22 protein-coding genes are annotated in these 19,334 nt (G+C 39.8%); 13 read left to right on the top strand and 9 right to left on the bottom strand.

Annotated features, from left to right (window positions below; translation table 11 throughout):
* The first annotated feature begins 14 nt into the window (after positions 1-14).
* The 3 genes from G7092_RS09745 (at position 15) to G7092_RS09735 (ending at position 1,761) form a co-directional block, all read left to right on the top strand.
* Positions 15-296, top strand: a complete 282-nt coding sequence (locus G7092_RS09745) for a YciI family protein (RefSeq protein WP_166088653.1) — start codon at positions 15-17, stop codon at positions 294-296.
* A 258-nt stretch (positions 297-554) separates the two neighbouring features.
* Positions 555-779: a hypothetical protein gene (locus tag G7092_RS09740; protein ID WP_166088651.1), complete on the top strand. Its 225-nt coding sequence runs from the start codon at positions 555-557 to the stop codon at positions 777-779.
* A 292-nt stretch (positions 780-1,071) separates the two neighbouring features.
* A complete protein-coding gene (locus G7092_RS09735) occupies positions 1,072-1,761 on the top strand; it encodes a hypothetical protein (protein ID WP_166088649.1) in 690 nt (229 codons plus the stop codon).
* Here the strand turns inward: G7092_RS09735 and G7092_RS09730 are convergent.
* A complete protein-coding gene (locus G7092_RS09730; protein WP_166088647.1) occupies positions 1,758-2,603 on the bottom strand; it encodes an alpha/beta fold hydrolase in 846 nt (281 codons plus the stop codon). The genes G7092_RS09735 and G7092_RS09730 overlap by 4 nt on opposite strands.
* Positions 2,604-2,835: 232 nt before the next feature.
* Here G7092_RS09730 and G7092_RS09725 point away from each other — a divergent pair, with 232 nt between their 5' ends.
* A complete protein-coding gene (locus tag G7092_RS09725; RefSeq protein ID WP_166088645.1) occupies positions 2,836-3,654 on the top strand; it encodes an N-acetylmuramoyl-L-alanine amidase family protein in 819 nt (272 codons plus the stop codon).
* 176 nt (positions 3,655-3,830) lie between these two features.
* On the opposite strand, the gene G7092_RS09720 is transcribed toward G7092_RS09725, so the two are convergent.
* Both G7092_RS09720 and G7092_RS09715 read right to left on the bottom strand, forming a co-directional pair.
* Positions 3,831-4,424 (bottom strand): class I SAM-dependent methyltransferase, encoded by a 594-nt coding sequence (locus G7092_RS09720; protein WP_166088643.1) that lies wholly within the window; start codon positions 4,422-4,424, stop codon positions 3,831-3,833.
* A 106-nt stretch (positions 4,425-4,530) separates the two neighbouring features.
* Positions 4,531-4,998 (bottom strand): hypothetical protein, encoded by a 468-nt coding sequence (locus tag G7092_RS09715; protein WP_166088641.1) that lies wholly within the window; start codon positions 4,996-4,998, stop codon positions 4,531-4,533.
* Positions 4,999-5,229: 231 nt separating this feature from the next.
* Between G7092_RS09715 and G7092_RS09710 the strand changes: the two genes are divergently transcribed.
* Together G7092_RS09710 and G7092_RS09705 are read left to right on the top strand one after the other, a co-directional pair.
* Positions 5,230-5,451, top strand: coding sequence for a hypothetical protein (locus G7092_RS09710; RefSeq protein ID WP_166088639.1), 222 nt, complete (start codon positions 5,230-5,232; stop codon positions 5,449-5,451).
* 276 nt (positions 5,452-5,727) lie between these two features.
* Positions 5,728-6,303 (top strand): YceI family protein, encoded by a 576-nt coding sequence (locus tag G7092_RS09705; RefSeq protein ID WP_166088637.1) that lies wholly within the window; start codon positions 5,728-5,730, stop codon positions 6,301-6,303.
* Between the two features lie 352 nt (positions 6,304-6,655).
* Here G7092_RS09705 and G7092_RS09700 read toward each other — a convergent pair whose 3' ends face one another.
* Complete coding sequence (locus G7092_RS09700) at positions 6,656-7,057, bottom strand: hypothetical protein (RefSeq protein ID WP_166088635.1); 402 nt, start codon at positions 7,055-7,057, stop codon at positions 6,656-6,658.
* 380 nt (positions 7,058-7,437) lie between these two features.
* Between G7092_RS09700 and G7092_RS09695 the strand changes: the two genes are divergently transcribed.
* The 4 genes from G7092_RS09695 to G7092_RS09680 all read left to right on the top strand — a co-directional run bounded on the left by G7092_RS09695 (position 7,438) and on the right by G7092_RS09680 (position 12,674).
* Positions 7,438-8,688: a DUF2130 domain-containing protein gene (locus G7092_RS09695; RefSeq protein ID WP_166088633.1), complete on the top strand. Its 1,251-nt coding sequence runs from the start codon at positions 7,438-7,440 to the stop codon at positions 8,686-8,688.
* 203 nt (positions 8,689-8,891) lie between these two features.
* The gene (locus tag G7092_RS09690; protein WP_166088631.1) at positions 8,892-9,860 is read left to right on the top strand and encodes an NADP-dependent oxidoreductase; all 969 of its coding nucleotides are present in this window, start codon (positions 8,892-8,894) and stop codon (positions 9,858-9,860) included.
* The gene (locus tag G7092_RS09685; RefSeq protein ID WP_166088628.1) at positions 9,860-10,777 is read left to right on the top strand and encodes a helix-turn-helix domain-containing protein; all 918 of its coding nucleotides are present in this window, start codon (positions 9,860-9,862) and stop codon (positions 10,775-10,777) included. Before G7092_RS09690 ends, G7092_RS09685 begins: the two co-directional genes overlap by 1 nt.
* Before the next feature lie 889 nt (positions 10,778-11,666).
* A complete protein-coding gene (locus G7092_RS09680) occupies positions 11,667-12,674 on the top strand; it encodes an ABC transporter ATP-binding protein (protein WP_166088626.1) in 1,008 nt (335 codons plus the stop codon).
* A 98-nt stretch (positions 12,675-12,772) separates the two neighbouring features.
* On the opposite strand, the gene G7092_RS09675 is transcribed toward G7092_RS09680, so the two are convergent.
* From G7092_RS09675 to G7092_RS09660, 4 genes are all read right to left on the bottom strand, one after another.
* On the bottom strand, positions 12,773-13,726 hold the full coding sequence (locus G7092_RS09675) for an EamA family transporter (RefSeq protein WP_202985247.1): 954 nt from the start codon (positions 13,724-13,726) through the stop codon (positions 12,773-12,775).
* 8 nt (positions 13,727-13,734) lie between these two features.
* Positions 13,735-14,214, bottom strand: a complete 480-nt coding sequence (locus tag G7092_RS09670) for an Lrp/AsnC family transcriptional regulator (RefSeq protein ID WP_202985246.1) — start codon at positions 14,212-14,214, stop codon at positions 13,735-13,737.
* A 449-nt stretch (positions 14,215-14,663) separates the two neighbouring features.
* Positions 14,664-14,954: a DUF3892 domain-containing protein gene (locus G7092_RS09665; RefSeq protein ID WP_166088623.1), complete on the bottom strand. Its 291-nt coding sequence runs from the start codon at positions 14,952-14,954 to the stop codon at positions 14,664-14,666.
* A 235-nt stretch (positions 14,955-15,189) separates the two neighbouring features.
* On the bottom strand, positions 15,190-16,443 hold the full coding sequence (locus tag G7092_RS09660) for a metallophosphoesterase (RefSeq protein ID WP_166088621.1): 1,254 nt from the start codon (positions 16,441-16,443) through the stop codon (positions 15,190-15,192).
* 162 nt (positions 16,444-16,605) lie between these two features.
* Here G7092_RS09660 and G7092_RS09655 point away from each other — a divergent pair, with 162 nt between their 5' ends.
* Positions 16,606-17,463, top strand: coding sequence for a glycoside hydrolase family 16 protein (locus tag G7092_RS09655; RefSeq protein WP_166088619.1), 858 nt, complete (start codon positions 16,606-16,608; stop codon positions 17,461-17,463).
* 203 nt (positions 17,464-17,666) lie between these two features.
* Positions 17,667-17,864: a hypothetical protein gene (locus G7092_RS09650; RefSeq protein WP_166088617.1), complete on the top strand. Its 198-nt coding sequence runs from the start codon at positions 17,667-17,669 to the stop codon at positions 17,862-17,864.
* A 344-nt stretch (positions 17,865-18,208) separates the two neighbouring features.
* Here G7092_RS09650 and G7092_RS09645 read toward each other — a convergent pair whose 3' ends face one another.
* Positions 18,209-18,871: a Pr6Pr family membrane protein gene (locus tag G7092_RS09645; protein WP_166088614.1), complete on the bottom strand. Its 663-nt coding sequence runs from the start codon at positions 18,869-18,871 to the stop codon at positions 18,209-18,211.
* Positions 18,872-19,045: 174 nt separating this feature from the next.
* Between G7092_RS09645 and G7092_RS09640 the strand changes: the two genes are divergently transcribed.
* Complete coding sequence (locus G7092_RS09640) at positions 19,046-19,300, top strand: hypothetical protein (RefSeq protein ID WP_166088611.1); 255 nt, start codon at positions 19,046-19,048, stop codon at positions 19,298-19,300.
* Positions 19,301-19,334 lie beyond the last annotated feature (34 nt).

Here is a 19,334-nt window from a genome sequence, read left to right as displayed (position 1 = left end):
AATCATTTCATCTTATGACACCTGTATCAGCTTATAAAGAACCCCACCATGTAATGCTGGTTTTTGAAGAGAAAGAAACTGTAAACCCGCAGCATACGTGTATTAACGAACGTGTTAACTATTACGAAAACCTTAAAAATAGGGGTAAAGTGTTGTTAAGCGGTAATTTCTGGAATCAGGCCCATGATTTTATTATAGTATATGTATCCTCAGATACGGAGCTGGAGCAAATTATAGATAATGACCCGGCTGTGCGTAATAATTTACTTGAATTAGTAAAAGCTATGCCTTTTTGAGCTAATTAAAATATATCATTTTCTTGATATATTTTAATGTTAGCAGTTTATATCCCAAATAATGGATAAGAGATATTGTTATATCCGGTAATAACGATAAACATGACATATGTTGGTAAATTTTATTCGTAAATAATTAAAATATTTCGACAAATTTTATTAAAATTAACCTTGTTGAAATATTATTTTACTTTTTAAGAAAAATAATTTGCTTGGCATTCCTAAAAGGTGTAAATTAGGGATATCAAATTATTAGTTATGGAGGAAATAGCGATTTTTAGAATATTCTCGAGTTTCCCATTGCTGGGATTGCTCATCCCCGATGTTTCATCACTATTTATATTCCCGGTGAGGCAGATTTCTGTGACACACCTATATGTAGAAGGCTTTTTATTATTAACCGTTATTATTTGTACCATAGGCATCTGGTACCACCAAAAGCAAGAACGCGGTAATAATATGCAGGTAACCGCGGGCACCTGACCTCTGTTTTAAAGAAAAGCCGGTTAACTATAGTTTTAAAATATATAATACTAGCCAATTATAAACCTGTTTTGTTCGATACCCTTATGCCCGGTTTACTTAAGCCGGGCTTTATTTTTTGTTGCCATGGTTAAATGAGCTAATATTTTCACTTTTAGTAATGAATTAAGGTTTTTTCATATTTTTACTTTAAATGAACCTTAGTCAATTTAACCCTTGCACATCTGGCTTTATGCAATTCAACAGGTATCCGTTTAAAACCAATCGCTGTTTAAAAACGGTTTTAATTTTGATGTTTACTTGTTTTTTTGGTACGGCCATGGGGCAGCACCGATCGCATGAAGCGTTAACCTGGGGTGGCGGAGGTGGAAGTGGCGGTAACTTTGAATCGGGGTATGGTATTACCTTTGGAGCTGGCATTGATGCCCCGCAGAATTATTTTAAGGATATTTACAAGCCGGCAGTTGCTTTTAATTTAGGCGTGGCCCGTTTTATGGATAAATTTACCATAAGCTTGAATTTTGGCTATCATAATTATCAACCTAAGGATGCTTACAACCCCAGCAATGTAACTATTGAAGTTGGGAATGGTGAAACAACTAATGATGCCCAGGATCAAACTCCTGTTACTCTTTTTACTAACTACAGAGTGTTTTCGGGTTATGCAAGTGTTGTTTATAATGTTAATCTGACAGATGGAGCAAGGCTTTATGGAGGTGCTAATATCGGCGGATATTTTACCGATTACTCCTATGTAGTTTTAGATCCCAATAATGATCAATCAGGTACAGTAATTACACCAGAGCGTAAGAATTTTTATGTAGCGCCCCGTTTAGGGTTGATTTTCGTACTTACTGATCACATCGGCGTAAGTGTAGAGTCGACCTATAACTTTTACGCACCGTTAAAAAAACAAAATAATAGCGGAGGAACATTTTATACTTCAATAACCGGTCTGGCGGCGCTTACCTACAAATTTTAGTGAAAAACCAGGGGATCCCGTTTTATAAATGGGGTCGAAAAAAACTCATCCACCTTTTTGTTGAATTCGTCCGTATGCTCAATCAAGGTGCCGTGGCCGGAGTTGGGAACTATCCATAAATAGGCATTGGGGATGTTTTGTGCTATAAGTACCGTGTGCTCCGTAGGGATCAGGTCATGATCACCCCCGATAATAAGCGAAGGACATTTAATGGTTTTTAAGGCCGAAAGCTTGATATTAGGCTGAAACCAATCAAGCAGGAATATCTTCCAATCGTTTTTTTCTTTTGCTGTTTTAAATGTTGTGTTCTTTTTGGCTTCGTAATCTTTTTGCTCTATTTTCCAGTAAGCAGGGATAATCCCAGTAGAGTCGGGCCATAAATTGGCGCCTGTTGATGCCAGTTTTATTACCTTTTGAGGATGACGCATAGCCAGTTCCAAGGCATTGATGCCACCATCGCTCCAGCCAATAACATATGCCGAATCGATATGCATGGCATCCAATAAGCCGGCAAAATCATCGGCCATCATTTCAAAACTCAAAGAATCGCGATCATCTCTCGATTTGCCATGCGCCCTGCTGTCAACCATGATCACTTGATATTTTTTGGCAAAATAAGGCACGTTTTTAGCAAAACTGCTCATGCTGCCTCCATTGCCATGTATCATCAATAATGGCTTTCCTGTGCCATAAACTTCGGTGTATAATTTGATGCCCCGTATATCATAGTATTTACCTATCGCTGCATTATCCCCATATGGCGTTTTTACCTGAGCATTACAGGCAGACAGTATCCATAATAGGCCAGCAAGTAACACGTAAAGTGATTTTAAAATTTTCATAAGGGTTAACTATAAGGATATATCCGGCAAATAAATTAGGATGCCGGGGGCGTAAATGTATAATTACTTTAAATATATTAATAACCGAAAATATAAAAAACTGTGCTAACACGTTAAGTAATATTACCTTTGCGATATTAATTTAAATACTTTTAAACTATACACGTAAAACAATATCCAACTAAATGTAAATTGATGGAAATGTTTTACCACCTATACCAATATAATATTCATGCCTGCCATTTGCCTAAAAAGTAATTATATAGCTTTTCTCCTTTTCTTTATATCTGGTCTGTTTACCGCAGGCGCCGCTTTTGCACAGCAAGACGTTGCCGGCAGAAGCACATTTAAATTTAAAACCGTAATTGTTGACGCCGGGCATGGCGGCAAAGATCCGGGTGCGCATGGTGCTTACTCCAAAGAAAAAAACGTAGCTCTCAGCATCGCCAAGAAACTACGCGACTTGATTAACGACGAAATGAGTGGTGTTAAGGTGGTTATGACCCGCAGCACCGATGTTTTTGTGGAGTTGCATAAACGTGCAGATATAGCTAACGACAATCATGGCAACCTTTTTATATCTATACATTGTAACTCGTCGCCACAGAAACATAGTACCGAGCGGGGAACTTTGTTACTGGTTTATGGTTTTCACCGGAGCCAGGAACAGCGTGAGGCTTTGCGCGAAAATGCCTCTATTTATATTGAAAAGGATTATAAGGATAAGTATAATGGCTATGGCAGCGATGCGGTTGTAAATACCATTGTGCTAAACGCTTTTCAGCAAAAATATCGCAAACAGAGTATTCAATTTGGAGATCTGATTGATCATGAGTTTAAAAAAATAGATGGCAGGCATAGCCATGGTGTAAAAGAGCAGGGGGTGTTGGTATTGGCACAAAGCGGTATGCCTGCCGTACTGGTTGAAACCGGTTTTATTAATAATGCGTCGGACGAGGAATACCTAAACTCCAATGCAGGTCAAAATGAAATAGCCCGCTCCATTTTAAGGGCCCTGAAACAATATCGTGATAATCTGGAAGGAAGATAATTAGCTAACAAAAGCCGGATCATTTTGCCCTGTCCCCAAAGTTAAATACTATTGGGGACAGGGTAAATGAAAAAGATTAAGCAGTGTAGCACCGTATTTAAACCCGGATTTGTTAAAAAGCATTTACAGAGTCGGCATTACTGCAATAAATGGTGGCTAAATTAAATTGGCCGGTTTTACTTTCTTAATTTAATGATCGAGTAAGTAAAGCTGTAACCATATTTGGGCACAGCTGTATCAAAAACTTCACAAGAAAAACTTTCGTTATCAAAAATTCCTAAATGAATTGGATTGTTATATATAACAATGGGATTTCTATCAGCTATTTCTAATATCCGGTGCATAAACTCAGTAACCATAGCTTCTTTAAAAGGATTATATAAATAGAATATATTTCCTTGCCTCGGAAAATCATCAAAAATATTATCGCAACGGATCTCTATATTTTTGAAGCGACTAAGCCTTTTTTTTGTTTTGCTACCCACCATTTGGTTAATTTCATAACCAATCATTTTGTTTGTAAAGCCTTTATACAGCAGATAACTAAACACCCTGCCTTTACCGCAACCAACATCGATGATTACATCATCGGGCTGTAGTGAAATTTTTTGCAAAAAAATAATTTCTAACTCTTCATAGTTGGTGCTTACTGTTTTAATAATGTTTTTATTATCGATACTGGAAACCTTCCCGGCTAAAAAAGTTCGTTGTGTTAAAAGATCTATTTTCAGACGTATTAACTGACGCTGCAGATATCGGAATGAATTCATTTACGCAGTATTTAAAGGGCTTAATTAAAAGTAAGTAATTAAGTTAGTTTAAATTTTGGATGTAATTTAATTAAAGCCCGGCTTTTCCCAGAAAATCTATCGGAGTTTATTGGTTAACTTTAATGTACTTCAATGTACCTCCGGAAGTAACGGTAAGCGTATCTAAATTACCACTTATTTTATAGGGTGCTTTATCAAAAATGAGCTGACTTATAGGTGAGCCACTGCTGTTAGGATCTGTAGAGTTTAGTTTTTGATTTAAATTAAGATAAACTACAGTACCATTAGTATTATATGTTCCTTTATAAAGCGTACTGGTTGCACTTGTAGTAACCTTAGTGGCATAAACATCAGTTTGTAAAGTTGCAAATTGGGCGCCATCATAAAAAGCAATGGTTTGTACACTATCGCCCAGTGGAGTGCGAGGTATCACTCTTTTCCAGGCACCTACCAGGTTTGGATCGGCTGAGGCATCCGAGAGCTGGTTTGTTTTAGTACATGATTGTACCACTGTAATCAATCCTAATAAAATAACCAGCATAGCTGCTTTTGTGAAATAATTGTTGGTGTTCATAGTAACCTTGTAAGTTTACAATTTAGTGTGTTTTTTAGTTAATTATTCCACATCTAACATTGTTGCACGTAAAAAGTTTTCATAAAGGCTAATTTTTATTATCGTTTTATGCACATAAAAGTTATTTCGATCAATGTTATGGGCATATTAACCACAAAAAATTATCTAATCCTTAATTTTTACCAAAGTTTCAGAAAATAGTAACTTAGTATAAGTTATAACCCGGTTAACATGGAATCTTTTGTAATAACCATCAATAATATAGCCTATCAGGTGAGCCTTCATTCGGTATTTCCCAAATTGTTTAATGTTTATAATAAAAACATTAATTATACTATCGGGAAAACAGATGCCGGTAATTGGGTTTACATTAAACATGAACCATTATCGGCCGTAATACCATTGGAACAAATCGGGGTAGCTATTGATGAACATTTTGCCGAGGAGGGGTAGGCGTAAGGTAACCTGTCAAAAAAGCTAAAGCCCCGTGCGATTCCTTCCCTTGGGAAGGGAATAAAAATAGCAGCCTTTAGTCTCCCCACAAATCGTAATAACATCCTCTTGGATAATTTGCTTACCAATATGTATCGACATAAAGTCCACTAAACTGGTAGAGATTTGTCATTAAATTTCAATAAAAAGATGTTTAAACATTTATTTTGAAAAAGATCAATTTCAAATATATACTTTTGGCACATAAACAAAAGGAATTTTAAAAAATTAAACACAATGAAAAAGATCTTTATCCTGTTGGCCTCAGCGTTTTTATACACGGCTGCATCGGCACAAACAACCTGGACGGCCGACAAAAACCACTCAAACGTTAAGTTTACAGTGACCCACTTATTGGTAAATGATGTTGACGGAACTTTTAAAAACTTTGATGCAACCATAACCGCTGCAAAACCTGATTTTAGCGACGCTAAAGTTGCCTTTACTGTACAAACGGCTTCTTTAAGTACCGAAAATGAAAATCGTGACAAACACCTTTCAAGTGCCGATTTTTTTGACGTTGCCAACAAACCAACTATTACTTTCACCAGCACTGGTATCACCAAAACATCTGATAAACATTATGCGGTAAAAGGCAACCTTACTTTAGTAGGTGTTACTAAACCGGTTACATTTGATTTATGGTACCGTGGTACTATTACCAACCCAATGAGCAAGGCCGATGATGCAGGTTTCCAGTTAACCGGCGTTATTAAACGTTCTGATTTTAACTTTGGTAGTAAATTTGGCGCTGCCATGTTAAGCGACGAAGTAACTATTAAAGCTAACGGCGAGTTTGCTAAAGCAAAATAATTTTTCAGGATCCTGAGATTTTTGGGACAAGGATTTTTGGAGCAAGGGGCAAGGACTGACTTAAGAAGGTTTTTGTTTTGTTCCAAAGATCCTTGTTCTGTTTTACAAAAAACTTTGTTCATTCAACTCCAAAGATTCCCGCCCTTTGCTCTGGAAAGGTGTTAAAAACAAAAAAATCATTGCCGTTGACTTTAGTCAACGGTAAAAGAAATTATTAATATGGGCTTCAGCCCAATCATTTTTTGGCTAAAGCCTTTTGTTTTTATTTGATTATTCCGTTGACTAAAGTCAACGGCAATGATTTTATATTGTAAATAATCTAAACCAAATTTCGGCAGGATCTTCGAGAACTCTACATATCTTCGTCGGCCAACAACTGCTTCAGGGTATCAAACCAGAGCTGGTTTTTGGTACCGAAAAAGCTATTATCAATCATGAGGTATATGGTATTGTGCCCATCGGCAACTTTATAACGGAGTCTTAATGGCTGCCAAAACGTACCATTGTTTTTGATAAGCGAACGTTTATATACATCATCAAAGCCCAGGTAAACCTGTTCCAGCTGATTTAAGGGGATATCTAAATAATTGTAACCATCAATTACCAGGGTGCCTGGCGTCAGTATAATTTCGCCTTCGCGATGATGTGGGGGCGGAGTGAGCGCAAAAAGGCCTCCAGCCGCGTCAATTAATGTGCATGCTGCAATTTCATGATCATAGCTCCACATTACCTTCCCTATTCTTAAAATTTGCATCGTTTAAATTTCGACATTATAATTGATAACTGCAACCATGGTGTTTTGTGTATACAACAATCAAAATTTCGGCCAAAAATTGCCTGGTGTTGACAACTCACCCCGACATCGCTTGGTTGGACCCTCCTTTGTGCCGCTTCGCCGCAAAGATGAATTTTGAACAATAAATCAAAATCATGTCATTGCGGGCGAAGCGTGGCAATCTCCTCGCGTTTATGCATGCGACGAGATTGCTTCGTCGTTCCTCCTTACAGCAATGACATAGGAGAAAGAAGTGCAGCAATACCCAAAACAGGAATCCTTACTCTTTGTTCCAAAAATCCTTGTTCCAAAAAACATTATCTTTGATCTGCAGAACTATTTTCGCAGTAATTGATTATATGGCTACAGAAGTTAAGTGCCCCAGTTGTGGTTTTGGTTTCCCGATAGAGGAAGTGATGGCAGAGGAGTATAAGAAGGAGCTTCGGCTTAAAATGCAGGATTATACCCGCCAAAAGGAAGAAGAATACCGTAAAAAGGATGAGGAATTTTTAGCCAAGGAGCGCCAGCAAAAGGAAGCCTTTGAGTTACGGCTTAACGACGAAAAAAAACAGCTGCAATTGGCTATGGAGCAAAACCTGCGCAAATCCATCAGTCAGGATTATGAAAACCAGGTGCAGTTGCTTAAAACCTCGGCACAGGAAACCGAAGAAAAACTAAAACTTTCGCGCCAGAAAGAGCTGGAGTTTATGCAGCGCGAAAAGCAGCTGCAGCAAAAGGAAGAAGAAATGGAACTGGCCCTGCAGCGTAAACTGCAGGAGCAACGTAACGAACTGAGCGAGCAGATCCGTAAGCAGGAAAACGAACGCTACAGCATAAAAGATACCGAATACCAACTCAAGGTAAAGGAACTTGAAAAACAGCTCGATGACCAGAAAAAGCTGGCCGAAGAGATGAAACGCAAGGCCGAACAAGGATCGATGCAGTTACAGGGTGAGGCGCAGGAGCTGATTCTGGAAGAATTGCTGCGTAATTATTTCCCCTTTGATATGATTAGCGAGGTAGGCAAAGGCGTGCGCGGGGCCGATTGTATCCAAACGGTACGTAACCAGTTTGGGCAGGAGTGCGGGCGGATTATCTATGAAAGTAAGCGTACAGCCACTTTTGGCGCCGATTGGATAGAAAAGCTGAAGAAAGATATGCGCAGTGTTGGTGTAGATGTAGCCGTTATTGTTACCCAATGCTACCCCAAGGAGATGGATTGTTTTGGCGAAAAGGATGGTGTTTGGATCTGTAGTTTTGACGAAGTAAAAGCGGTGTCCTACATCCTGCGCGACGGGGTGATCAAATTATCCAACCAGGCCCGGTCGCAAGACAATAAAGGCGATAAAATGCACCTGCTGTATGATTATTTAACCAGCAGCGAATTTTCTGAACAATGGAAGGCCATCCGCGAGGGCTATATGAGCATGCGCCTATCGATACAAAAAGAGCGCGACGCGATGGAAAAAATGTGGAAATCGCGCGAGAAACAACTGGATAAGGTATTGTTGAACGCCGCGCACATTAAAGGCAGCGTAGAAGGCATTGCCGGCAGCGATTCTATACAACTGAGCCTCACCGATGATGAGGACGCCTTGTTGCTGGAATAGGATTTTTTCTGGAACAAGGATTTTTGGAACAAGGAGCAAGGATTTTTTCCTGGAGCAAGGATTATGGGAACAAGGAGCAAGGACTTTTTCCTGAAACATCTTTCATCGATACAGGTATACAGGCATTTTGACTGAAACAAACGGCATTCTGGTTAAATCTGTTTATCGTCTAAGGCAGACCTTTGTTAAAAAAATAACAAAGTATGAAAGCGATCAGAATTTATGAATTTGGCGGACCGGAAGTAATGAAACTGGAAGAAGTGGCAAAACCCGCTCCGGCAGCCGATGAAATTTTAATAAAAATGTATGCCAGCAGCGTTAATCCTGCCGACTATATCATCCGTAGTGGAGGTAATGAACTCCTAAGACCATTTTTAAAACTCCCCTTAGGTTTGGGTCTTGATGCCGCGGGCGTTGTAGAAGAAGCGGGCAGCGAGGTGAAAGACTTTAAACCCGGCGACAGGGTATATGGTGTACCTAACTTTCCCGGCGATGGTGCTTATGCTGAATACATTGCCGCCAAAGCCACGCAGTTTACGCTGATGCCTGATAATATAAGCTTTAACGAAGCCGGTGCCTTGCCATCATGCGCGCTGATTGCCTGGAACGGTATTATCGACCTGGGTAAGGTGCAGGCCGGTCAGCGTGTGCTTATCCACGGTGCGGCGGGTGGTGTGGGTAACCTGGCTGTACAGTTTGCCAAGGCTCAGGGCGCTTATGTCATCGGCACGGCTTCGCCCTATAACTTCAACTTTTTAAAAGAATTGGGTGCCGATGAAGTGATCGATTATAAAAACCAGGATTTTAAAGGATACCTGGGTACCATTGATATGGTGTTCAATGCTTCGCCGGTGCGTGACAATTATACCCGCTTGGTGTCGGCCCAACTATTAAAAGAAGGTGGTATCTTTATATGTACCCAGTTGGATGCGCCCATTGAACCGGAAGTGAGTGAAGCATTCGCAAAAAAACAGGCCATCGGTATGCTGGTAGGGGGCGGTGGTATGGCTTATACTGCCTCGCTGAGCGGAACAACCCAATTGGTACAGCAGGGTAAAGTGAAAGCGGCCATAGCTAAAGTATATCCGCTGGCACAAGTAGCCGAAGCGCATAAAGAAAGCGAAACCAAACATGCCAGCGGTAAACTGGTATTGGAAATAAGGAAAGATTAATGAAACGTTTCAGTTCCATCAGTGAATTCTCGCATTTCAGGCACCTGCCTAAGCCGGCGCATCCACTGATCGCTGTATTCAAGGTAGAGCCTGTGGAGCGCCAGCGTATTGCGGAGCCGCAAAGTTGGAGCTATGATTTTTATGCGATTGCGCTGAAACATGTGGAGAACGCTGGAGATATTAAATTGAAATATGGGCAGCAGCATTATGATTATGACGAAGGCATCATGTCGTTTGTTGCGCCGGGGCAGGTGCTGAGCTTTTCGATGAGCGATGAGCTGAAACATATCCGGCAATCAGGATGGATGCTGCTCATCCATCCTGATTTTTTGTGGAACACCCCGCTGGCCCAAACCATTAAACAGTATGAGTTTTGGGACTATGCGGTGCACGAGGCCCTGTTCCTTTCCGAAAAAGAGGAAACTACACTCGTTGGTATCCTGCAAACTACGCTGCAGGAGTGCAATGCAAACATTGATCAGTTTACCAAAAACATCATTGTTTCGCATATCGAAACCTTGCTCAGCTATGCCAACCGCTTTTATCACCGCCAGTTCCTGACCCGCGAAAAAGCACATCACCAGGTATTGGAACGGTTGGAAAAACTGCTGAATGGCTATTTTGATAATGATGAACTAACGGCCAAGGGTTTGCCCACGGTAAGCTACATTGCCGAATCGCTCAACCTTTCGCCCAAATATTTGAGCAGTTTACTCAAAGCACTTACAGGGCAAAACACCCAGCAGCATATCCACGAAAAGTTGATTGAAAAGGCCAAAGAAAAACTATCAACCACTAACCTCACCGTAAGCGAGATTGCTTATGGCCTGGGCTTTGAACATATCCAATCCTTCAGTAAGCTTTTCAAAACCAAAACGCAATTATCGCCCCTGGAGTTCCGGGCAACGTTTAATTAATTAGTGAATTATTGATTTAGTGAATTAGTGATTTTTTCTGAACCATGATCTATCTAATAAAACTAATTTGTCATCCTGAGGAACGAAGGATCTATTCTTAAACATGCATATCGTTTAATAGATGCTTCACTCCGGTCAGTATGACAAACATATTGTAAAAGATTACTTTTATCTCCCCCGTCAGCAGATAGGCTTCGGACGAAAGCGGGCAGAACAATGGTGGGTGGTGCGGTCGCGGGGCATAGCAAGTTTTTGCTGAAGCGTAGGGAAATGTGCGAACAAAGTGGGGCAAAATAATTGCAGCCCTGGTTCTGTCCGATTTGCGGGGCAAAGGCTATGTGCGGCAAAGAAGCCTCTCTGCTGAAGCCTTTTGGGTTACTTTTGTGGCGACAAAAGTGATTGGCCCCCCCGCGGCCAAGAGCGGGTGTACGCCATGTGTTTTATTTTTATCTCACCTAAAAAATCGTTATATTTGTATATACCACAGCCCGGTTTTCCGATCAAAAAGGATAACCGGGCTGTTTAGTTAAAGGAAAAACAAGACCTAAAACGGGTTGTTTTTTGTGTAATTATTTGAAAATCAGTAATTTAATACTTTTTAAAGTTTGAAAAGTTACTCAAAATCGTCTTGAAATTTGTTAAAAAGTGTTAAAACGAGGATTTTCTGATCAGATTTAGGCTCTTTTTACCCTGTTTTTGAGTAGAAATTTGTTAAAATTTAAGGTTTAAAAAGTTTTAATTACATCCCAGATCTACGTACAGTTCATTTTAAAATATAGCCATATCAGCATTTTTTGGTCCTGAACTTTTTTATAGATTAGGTACTTTATTCCGGATGATACATGCATCTGTATAAGAGTTAATTAACTAATTTAAATGCCCCTGCAAAATGAATGATGATCTGATACTGGAAACCATATCGGTTACCAAAAACTTTTTTGGTGATAAATCTTCCGGTGTTAACAACATAACCATATTTATACCCAAAGGTAAAGTTACCGCTATTGTAGGCGAAAGTGGTAGTGGTAAAACCACCTTGCTCAATTTGCTTTACGGTCATCTACAACCCGATCATGGTGAAGTGTTTTTTAAGGAGGAGCAGGTTTTAAGCCGCGAACATGGCTTACAGCACGCTCATAAGGTCATGCGCCTGGTTACCCAAAACGGAAGCGATATAGATGCGCAATTATCTGTTTGGGATACAGTGAGTGCCGGGCTTCAGGAGGAAGATAAGAGTCTCACCATACAAAAAGTGACCGAGGCATTGAACATGCTTCATATTTACCAGTTGAAAGAGCAACCTTATGGCAAGTTAAGCGGCGGCGAAAAACAACGTGTAACCATAGCCAAAGCACTCATCAGTCGCCCGGAAGTATTGTTGTTGGATGAACCTTTTAACCAGGTTGATGCTACTTACCGGGAAGGTTTACAGCATGACATCAGGTATATTGTACAAGCATGGGGGGTTACGGTAGTGCTGGTATCACATGATCCTGCAGAGATACTGTCGATGGCAGATGAACTGATTGTACTGAAGGAAGGGGAGATTGTGGAGAATGGCAGCCCCGAGCAATTATATCATTCTCCTAAACTGTTGTATACCTCACAGATACTGGCCAGTTGCAGTCAGCTTACCTCTACCCAGGCCAAAGTTTGCGGTATTAAAAGCAGGCGAGGGGTGGTAGTTATATACGCCGAGCACATCAAGATAGGTGTTTTGGGTATCAAGTGGCTGGTGACGCAGGTGCTGTTCAAAGGTTTTTACGAAGAATTGATCATCGAACGCGAAGGAGTAACCCTCCGGGTAATGAATTATGATAGAGGTAAATACCCCAAGGGAGCTAAAATCAGCATCAACATCAATAAATATTTTGAGTTTGGAAAGTGGGAGAATTGAAGAGAAGCAAGAAGTTAGAGTCAAGAATCAGGATGTAGGCTATTACATTACCCAGGTTGTTTTTCTTGACTCTTGATTCTAATCTCTTGACTCCCGGTTTACGCCAGTTCCATTTTAGCCTGTTTCTCTTTGCGGTATTTACTTAGGTTGATAAGTAATACACTGCCCAGGATAATCACTAGGCCACCTACTTGTAATAACGTAATGCTTTCGTGAGCGAACAATACACCGAGTATAACTGCTATAACCGGGTTTACATAAGCATAAGTACTCACCTGTGTTGCCGGGCGAACTTGTAAAAGCCACACGTAGGCGCTAAATGCGGCTATGGAGCCAAAAATTACCAGGTAAAGTAAGGCTAACCAGCTATGGGTAGGGATGTTTTGCCATTGCAGGTTTTGCACTTCATGAGTTAAAACACTCGATGGCAAAAATATAAGACCAGCGGCCACCATCTGCCAGGCGGTATTTACCGAGGCAGATCCTTGTGTATTATTGTATTTAGAATATAATGATCCTGATGCCCATGACATGGCGCCTATGAGCAACAGCAACATTCCCGGTAGTTTAGAAAGCCCGGTTGAGGAATCAAACAAACCTCGTATTTGTTCGCTAAACAATAATACAACGCCGGCAAAGCCTATAACTAAACCAATAATGGTGGACGTGTTTTTGAAATTTACACGCCAGTTTTGCTTGTCAAACAATACAAACCAAATAGGAGCTGAAGATACCATAATGGCTACCATAGCGCTGGGAAGCGTTTGCTCAACCCAAATTACGGCGCCGTTACCGATTACCAGCAATAAAAAGCCGGTAACAGCAGCATGAATAATATTGCGTTTGATAAATATCTGTTCGCCTTTAAATTTACACCAGGTCAATAACAAAATACCGGCAGTTAAAAAGCGAAGGGCACCCAACAATAATGGAGGAAACCCATCGACAGCCATTTTTATAAAAAAGTATGTCGAACCCCAAACAATATAAACTGTTGCAAAGGCGATGATAACCATTAATGGTGATGCGGATTTTTGAGGTGTTAAGGCCATGATGATGTTTATTTTTCAGGTATAACTAATTGTTGTTCTTCTTTAACCGTTTCCAGTACTATGGTGGTGCGTGTACTGATGATGTTGGGTATTTTGGCAAACTGGTTGCGCATAATACTCATTAGTGAAGCCGAGTCGTAAGTGCGTACTTTAACCAGATAGCAATCGTCACCGGCTACATGATGCACTTCCTGTACTTCGGGAATTTTAGCAAGCTCTAATGTGGCAGTACTATAACCTGGTCCGTCTGATGCTTTCATAAATACAAAAGCCAGTAATTTTTGCTGCAGGGCAGCCGGATTAATACGGGTAGTATACTGTTGGATCACATTTTTTTGCTCCAGTTTTTTTACACGCTCCAGCACACCCGATGGCGCCATACCCAGCTCGCGAGCCATGTCGGCATTCGATATCCGGGCATTTTCCTGCATCAGGCGTAAAATGTGCAGGTCGGTTTTATCAAGATTGATTTCTGTTTCGTTAATCATTCTGTAATTTTAAGTATTATGTGAATTAAATTCAATTTAATTATTAAAAAATGAATTTAATTCGACAAATGTATCTATTTAGTGTTTAAACGTATATTGAAGTAGTTAAAAGCAGTTTGGCATCCCAATGAATAGTTTTGCTTATTCCCGTCATGTAAATAAAAAATTGCTAAAAGTTTAGCATAATTAGATCTTGAAGGAGTAAAATCCAGCGTATACCTTACTTTTTACATTGATAAATGTTATTTTATCAACCTGCTTCCGTTTGTATTCTACACAAAATTACGCAGTGGAGTGCAGCGCTTAAACCCGAAACTTGCTGTATGCTGATACGCTGATTTAGGAGGGGAGACTAACAGGCTGCGGGATTGATTGTGATATCCCTATAAAAAACAAACACCCATCATTTTTTGTGACGGGTGCAAGTACGATAAGGTTAAGGTATTTTACTATTTTGTAGCCAGTAGTTTTAGTAACTTGTCGGGTTTTGTTTCATCAAAAGCCGTTTTTACGTACTTATAGCCACTTTTGGTGGTTGCAGTAAGCAGTTTGGCTTTGTTTCCTTCCTCGTCTAAAACATAGGCTGTACCATTGTCATTGATCCAGTCAAAAAGCACATCTCTTGTAGTAATTCCGCGATTTTGCGTGTAGTCATCAATCCACACTAATGAGTTAATAGCCAGATAAGGATTATCATGCTCACCAATCGTACTATTTACTCCGGTTATTTGTAAGGGCATCGTTAAATATTATCAGGGTTTGAATGTTTTAAAACTCTGAAATAAATGCCAACGAGTCAATCCGTGAAAACACCGTATTTTTACGGATAGGGTACCGTGTTTTCACGGGTTGTTTTTGTGAAATATTGATGGTGAATAGTTCGTTATGCTTTAGTGGTTTTCCATTTTTTGTCTTAGCATTTTTTGGATATATTAAGTATGCCCAGAAATTTATAAAAAATGGGTATCGGTCTGTTTATGCCTTCTTTCTTAATTCAATAACAGTAACTTCCGGCCATATGCCCAGTCGACCTGAAAATGCCAGGAAACCAAAGCCACGATTGACATATAAATACCTGTTTTTTTCATTGGCCAGACCGGCCCAGTCCAGATAGCGATACTTTACAGGGCTCCACCTGAAGCCCGAAATTTCAACACCAAACTGTGCACCGTGGGTGTGACCAGAAAGGGTAAGGTGAATATTGGTTTCGTTATAACGCACTTGTTCTTCCCAATGGGTTGGGTCATGTGATAATAGTATCTTAAAGGCGTCCTTAGGTACACCCTGCAGCGCTTTACTTAGATTGCCTATCTGTATAAAGCCACGCCCCCAGTTTTGAATACCGATAAGCGATATTTTTTGATCATCTTTTTCAATGGTCACATTTTCGTCCAGTAACAGGCGATAGCCTAATGTTTGGTGATGCTCCTTTAATTTATCCAGATTGGCGGCTTTTTCCTGTTCACTATTCCAGTGGATATAATCGCCATAATCATGGTTGCCCAATATCGAGAATTGTCCGTAAGGTGCTTTAATCTGACTAAAACGGTCAATGTAGGGTTCAATTTCAAAGGCGGCATTATTAACCAGATCACCCGTAAAAACAAACAGGTCGCTTTTTTGAGCTTTGGCCATATCAATGCCTCGCTGCATAGCTTCGGTATTATCAAAACTGCCTGAATGGATATCAGATAGCTGCGTTATCGTAAAGCCGTCAAAAGCATCCGGCAGATCCTCAAAATAAAGTGTTGTATGATGCAGTTTATAGTCGTATTTACCCTTGAACATCGCATAAAACATAGAGGTAAACGGGATAGCAGCTACTAATACGGCTATTTCACTGATAAACTTGCGACGGGCTGGAAACACCGGCTTGGTATCAGAATTACTGGCGAGCTTGAACAGGCCAACAATGAACCGGCCCAGATCGCCCAGCGATAAAATAATAACAAACACAAGCTTGGTCAGAAAAAAGGTAATGAACAGACTCAGTACCCATTCATGAAAGGGACGCATGCCGTTGGCGGTAGTAAAACTGCCAAGACCGGTGAGGAACAAGGCAACAATTCCAATAGAAATAAAAAGATAGCCAAACAGCATGATGTTACGCCACAATTGCGATGGCCAATCGGCACTTAATGTTTTAAGTCCCGAAAAAATATACCAGTCGAATAATAAACTGATAGCCGAAATAATAAGAAACACTTTTAAAAAACCGCTGCCGTGCATGTCAATAGGTATTAACCTGCAATTTAAAAAAAGAATCGTTATTAAAATCAAGAGGCCTGTGTTAAGATTATGGTATTACTAAAACTAAATGGCGTTTTCTTGTCTCTTGATTCTTGTCTCTTAAATCTAACTCAGTATTTTAGACCATAATTAAACATAGCAATGAAACTATATTACTTGTTATCTGCAGGCTTATTAATGGCCTTACATGCCAACGCCCAGCAAACCAAAACGGATACGGTGTTTTTTGAGGATTTTAATGAACAAAATCTCGACAGAAGTAAATGGAACGTAGAGATTACAGGCCATACCGTGAATGATGAGCAACAGGCCTACGTTGATTCGACAGCTACCATATATATGGCAAAAGGTAAGGATGCGGACGGTGCGGTGAACGGAGCATTGGTACTCAAAGCCCTGTATAAACCTGGTTTTACCAGTAAGGAACAAAAAAAGTATGATTTTATATCGGGCCGGATAAATACCCGCAGCAAAATGGAATTTACCTACGGTACGGCATCGGCACGTATGAAAATGGCTTCAGGTGCAGGGTTATGGCCGGCATTTTGGGCATTGGGAAATGGTAAATGGCCTGATTGCGGCGAGATAGATATGATGGAAACTGTTGGCGATTCCAGTTGGGTGAGCCACGCCCTGCATGGTCCCAATTATTTTGGTAATACGCCTTTGGCATATCGGGCGCATTTTGCATCCGGCATTGATGTTACCCAATGGCACATTTATTCGGTCGACTGGAGCCCAACCAGCCTGATATTTAAAGTTGATGGTAAGGTAACGTATACGGTAACAAAGCCCATGGTCGAAAAATATGGTCGTTGGGCTTTCGACAATAAAAAATTCATCATCCTTAATTTTGCTTTAGGAGGAGGTTATCCAGGAGGGTACAACAAGATCACTAAACCCTATTATGGGATCTCAGAAAACACCGTAAATAAAATAAAAGCTGGCGAAGCTAAAGTGTTTGTTGATTGGGTACTGGTTACCAAGACTAAAGAGTAGTTTGTTGTTAAAATTTGTTAAAGATGCGTAACAAAGCTATGGCAGGCATAATACATATAGCCAGCCATGCGTTTGAGTTATAAAATGCAAAAAATGTAAAATTGTCATTAAATTATGGCTCTAATTTTACTTTTTTTAAACATTGCCTAAATAGCAATTGCATATTTTTGAATATCAATCATTAACATCAAACATCTACCATTATGGCAATATTAACAATTCAAATACCAGATAGCGAAGTAGCTACTTTATCAAGTATAGTTACTCAAGTGGCCGGCAGTGTAATAAAAGTAAATGCCGACGAAGACGTGCACACCAATGAGTGTTTGCAGAAAGAAGATTTTTTTATAGAAAATAAGCTTGCCAGATCTGTTCACAAAAGTTATTTGTGGAACGATTGAGCACCCAATAATATATACAAATTTTTAACCTGTTAATACACCATAAAATAAGAAAGCCCCGCTGTTAAGCGGGGCTTTCTTATTTTATGGATATTTCTTAGTTTCTGTAAATAACACGTTCATGGACTACCTCGTCATGATGGTGTCTTCTTCTTTCGCGATATTCTGCTGAACAACTGCTAAAGCCGATAGCCGCTAATACAAGCAATGCTATGGAGCGGGAAATTGAAGTTTTCATAATACTTATGTTTTAAATAGGTGTTATAAAAATGAACAGTCCTTATCTTTAAAAGTTTAAATATCAGCGTTTAGTCACACCAATGTTACTGGAGTTGAGTGTAGGCTCAAGCGTTACTTTTGATTAAGCGGTTTATAAAAATAAGGAATAACCCAAGGCCTAAAAAAACAACCAATAATACTAATGAGTTGATCAATACATGACCATAGCCTAATTTAACCACATTAATAAAGGGATAGGGATAAAGTTGGGTGATGGCTCCGCGGATAAGTGTGTATACCAGGTAGAGGAATGGAAACCAAAGCCAACTTATGGATTGTACCCATTTTGATTTTTCCCGTGGCGCAAAGATCAGCCAGTAAATAACAAATAATACAGGATTTATGGAGTGGAGCAATTCATCGGCCAATTTAAACAGCCCTTGGGGATGCCATAAGCTACGCAGTATAATGTTGTAAACAAGGCCAACTACTATAATATACAGGCAGATACCACCAAGTACATATCCTTTTGAAAAAAACTTGTAAAAGGCGCTTGATGGTTTTAATAATAAGGCCCACAAACAAATGCCAACCACTAAATTGCTTTGAATAGTAAAAAAACTGAGTATTTGTATAAAGGATCCGGCCCAGCTATAGCCTTCTTGCATATAAGCAGGTATCGAGATGCTTACCTGTAATATCAAAGCAAACCATACTACCAGTCCGGCTGATGCTGCGTAAATGGTGGCAGCTTTACTGGGTTTGTATGTAGAGGAGCTTTGTTTCATGTTTGTTATTGTTGTAAGGTTGGGAGCATAAAATTTAAATGATTTTAAATATAATAAAAGAAATGGATGTGCTAATACGTTTAAATAAGTTACTCTGGTATTGTTAAATGAATAAAATGCTTTCGCATAAGCTCATTATTATACTGTAAATTGTGGTATACGGGTAACTACATCATGAGTTTACCCGTAAAAATTGCTATGAATGGCTATTTGACCATACCCAAATCGATTTGCTGCAAACTTTGCAAAATTTGCGGGGCACGTCCTGTGATTAAAGCTGATGTGGCAGGTCTTTATGTGGTTAAATGTCCTAATGACGACAGACATTATCAAACCCGCCCCGGACTAATAGATATAGATGACTGGAACCGTCACAATTCGGTATATTATGTTTCCGGTCGTGATTTTAATCCCCAGGTATCTTGCTAAGTAACAATTCACTGACTTTAGTTGCTACTTCTTT

The sequence above is a fragment of the Mucilaginibacter inviolabilis genome (assembly GCF_011089895.1).
In the GTDB taxonomy this organism is placed as follows: Bacteria; Bacteroidota; Bacteroidia; order Sphingobacteriales; family Sphingobacteriaceae; genus Mucilaginibacter; species Mucilaginibacter inviolabilis.
This window is presented reverse-complemented; position numbering and strand designations above follow the sequence as displayed.

Excerpts from the sequence above, each read along its gene's own strand:
- G7092_RS09745 (WP_166088653.1), top strand. The coding sequence starts at position 15 with ATGACACCTGTATCAGCTTATAAAGAACCCCACCATGTAATGCTGGTT.
- G7092_RS09740 (WP_166088651.1), top strand. The coding sequence starts at position 555 with ATGGAGGAAATAGCGATTTTTAGAATATTCTCGAGTTTCCCATTGCTG.
- G7092_RS09735 (WP_166088649.1), top strand. The coding sequence starts at position 1,072 with ATGTTTACTTGTTTTTTTGGTACGGCCATGGGGCAGCACCGATCGCAT.
- G7092_RS09730 (WP_166088647.1), bottom strand. The coding sequence starts at position 2,603 with ATGAAAATTTTAAAATCACTTTACGTGTTACTTGCTGGCCTATTATGG.
- G7092_RS09725 (WP_166088645.1), top strand. The coding sequence starts at position 2,836 with ATGCCTGCCATTTGCCTAAAAAGTAATTATATAGCTTTTCTCCTTTTC.
- G7092_RS09720 (WP_166088643.1), bottom strand. The coding sequence starts at position 4,424 with ATGAATTCATTCCGATATCTGCAGCGTCAGTTAATACGTCTGAAAATA.
- G7092_RS09715 (WP_166088641.1), bottom strand. The coding sequence starts at position 4,998 with ATGAACACCAACAATTATTTCACAAAAGCAGCTATGCTGGTTATTTTA.
- G7092_RS09710 (WP_166088639.1), top strand. The coding sequence starts at position 5,230 with ATGGAATCTTTTGTAATAACCATCAATAATATAGCCTATCAGGTGAGC.
- G7092_RS09705 (WP_166088637.1), top strand. The coding sequence starts at position 5,728 with ATGAAAAAGATCTTTATCCTGTTGGCCTCAGCGTTTTTATACACGGCT.
- G7092_RS09700 (WP_166088635.1), bottom strand. The coding sequence starts at position 7,057 with ATGCAAATTTTAAGAATAGGGAAGGTAATGTGGAGCTATGATCATGAA.
- G7092_RS09695 (WP_166088633.1), top strand. The coding sequence starts at position 7,438 with ATGGCTACAGAAGTTAAGTGCCCCAGTTGTGGTTTTGGTTTCCCGATA.
- G7092_RS09690 (WP_166088631.1), top strand. The coding sequence starts at position 8,892 with ATGAAAGCGATCAGAATTTATGAATTTGGCGGACCGGAAGTAATGAAA.
- G7092_RS09685 (WP_166088628.1), top strand. The coding sequence starts at position 9,860 with ATGAAACGTTTCAGTTCCATCAGTGAATTCTCGCATTTCAGGCACCTG.
- G7092_RS09680 (WP_166088626.1), top strand. The coding sequence starts at position 11,667 with ATGAATGATGATCTGATACTGGAAACCATATCGGTTACCAAAAACTTT.
- G7092_RS09675 (WP_202985247.1), bottom strand. The coding sequence starts at position 13,726 with ATGGCCTTAACACCTCAAAAATCCGCATCACCATTAATGGTTATCATC.
- G7092_RS09670 (WP_202985246.1), bottom strand. The coding sequence starts at position 14,214 with ATGATTAACGAAACAGAAATCAATCTTGATAAAACCGACCTGCACATT.
- G7092_RS09665 (WP_166088623.1), bottom strand. The coding sequence starts at position 14,954 with ATGCCCTTACAAATAACCGGAGTAAATAGTACGATTGGTGAGCATGAT.
- G7092_RS09660 (WP_166088621.1), bottom strand. The coding sequence starts at position 16,443 with ATGCACGGCAGCGGTTTTTTAAAAGTGTTTCTTATTATTTCGGCTATC.
- G7092_RS09655 (WP_166088619.1), top strand. The coding sequence starts at position 16,606 with ATGAAACTATATTACTTGTTATCTGCAGGCTTATTAATGGCCTTACAT.
- G7092_RS09650 (WP_166088617.1), top strand. The coding sequence starts at position 17,667 with ATGGCAATATTAACAATTCAAATACCAGATAGCGAAGTAGCTACTTTA.
- G7092_RS09645 (WP_166088614.1), bottom strand. The coding sequence starts at position 18,871 with ATGAAACAAAGCTCCTCTACATACAAACCCAGTAAAGCTGCCACCATT.
- G7092_RS09640 (WP_166088611.1), top strand. The coding sequence starts at position 19,046 with ATGAGTTTACCCGTAAAAATTGCTATGAATGGCTATTTGACCATACCC.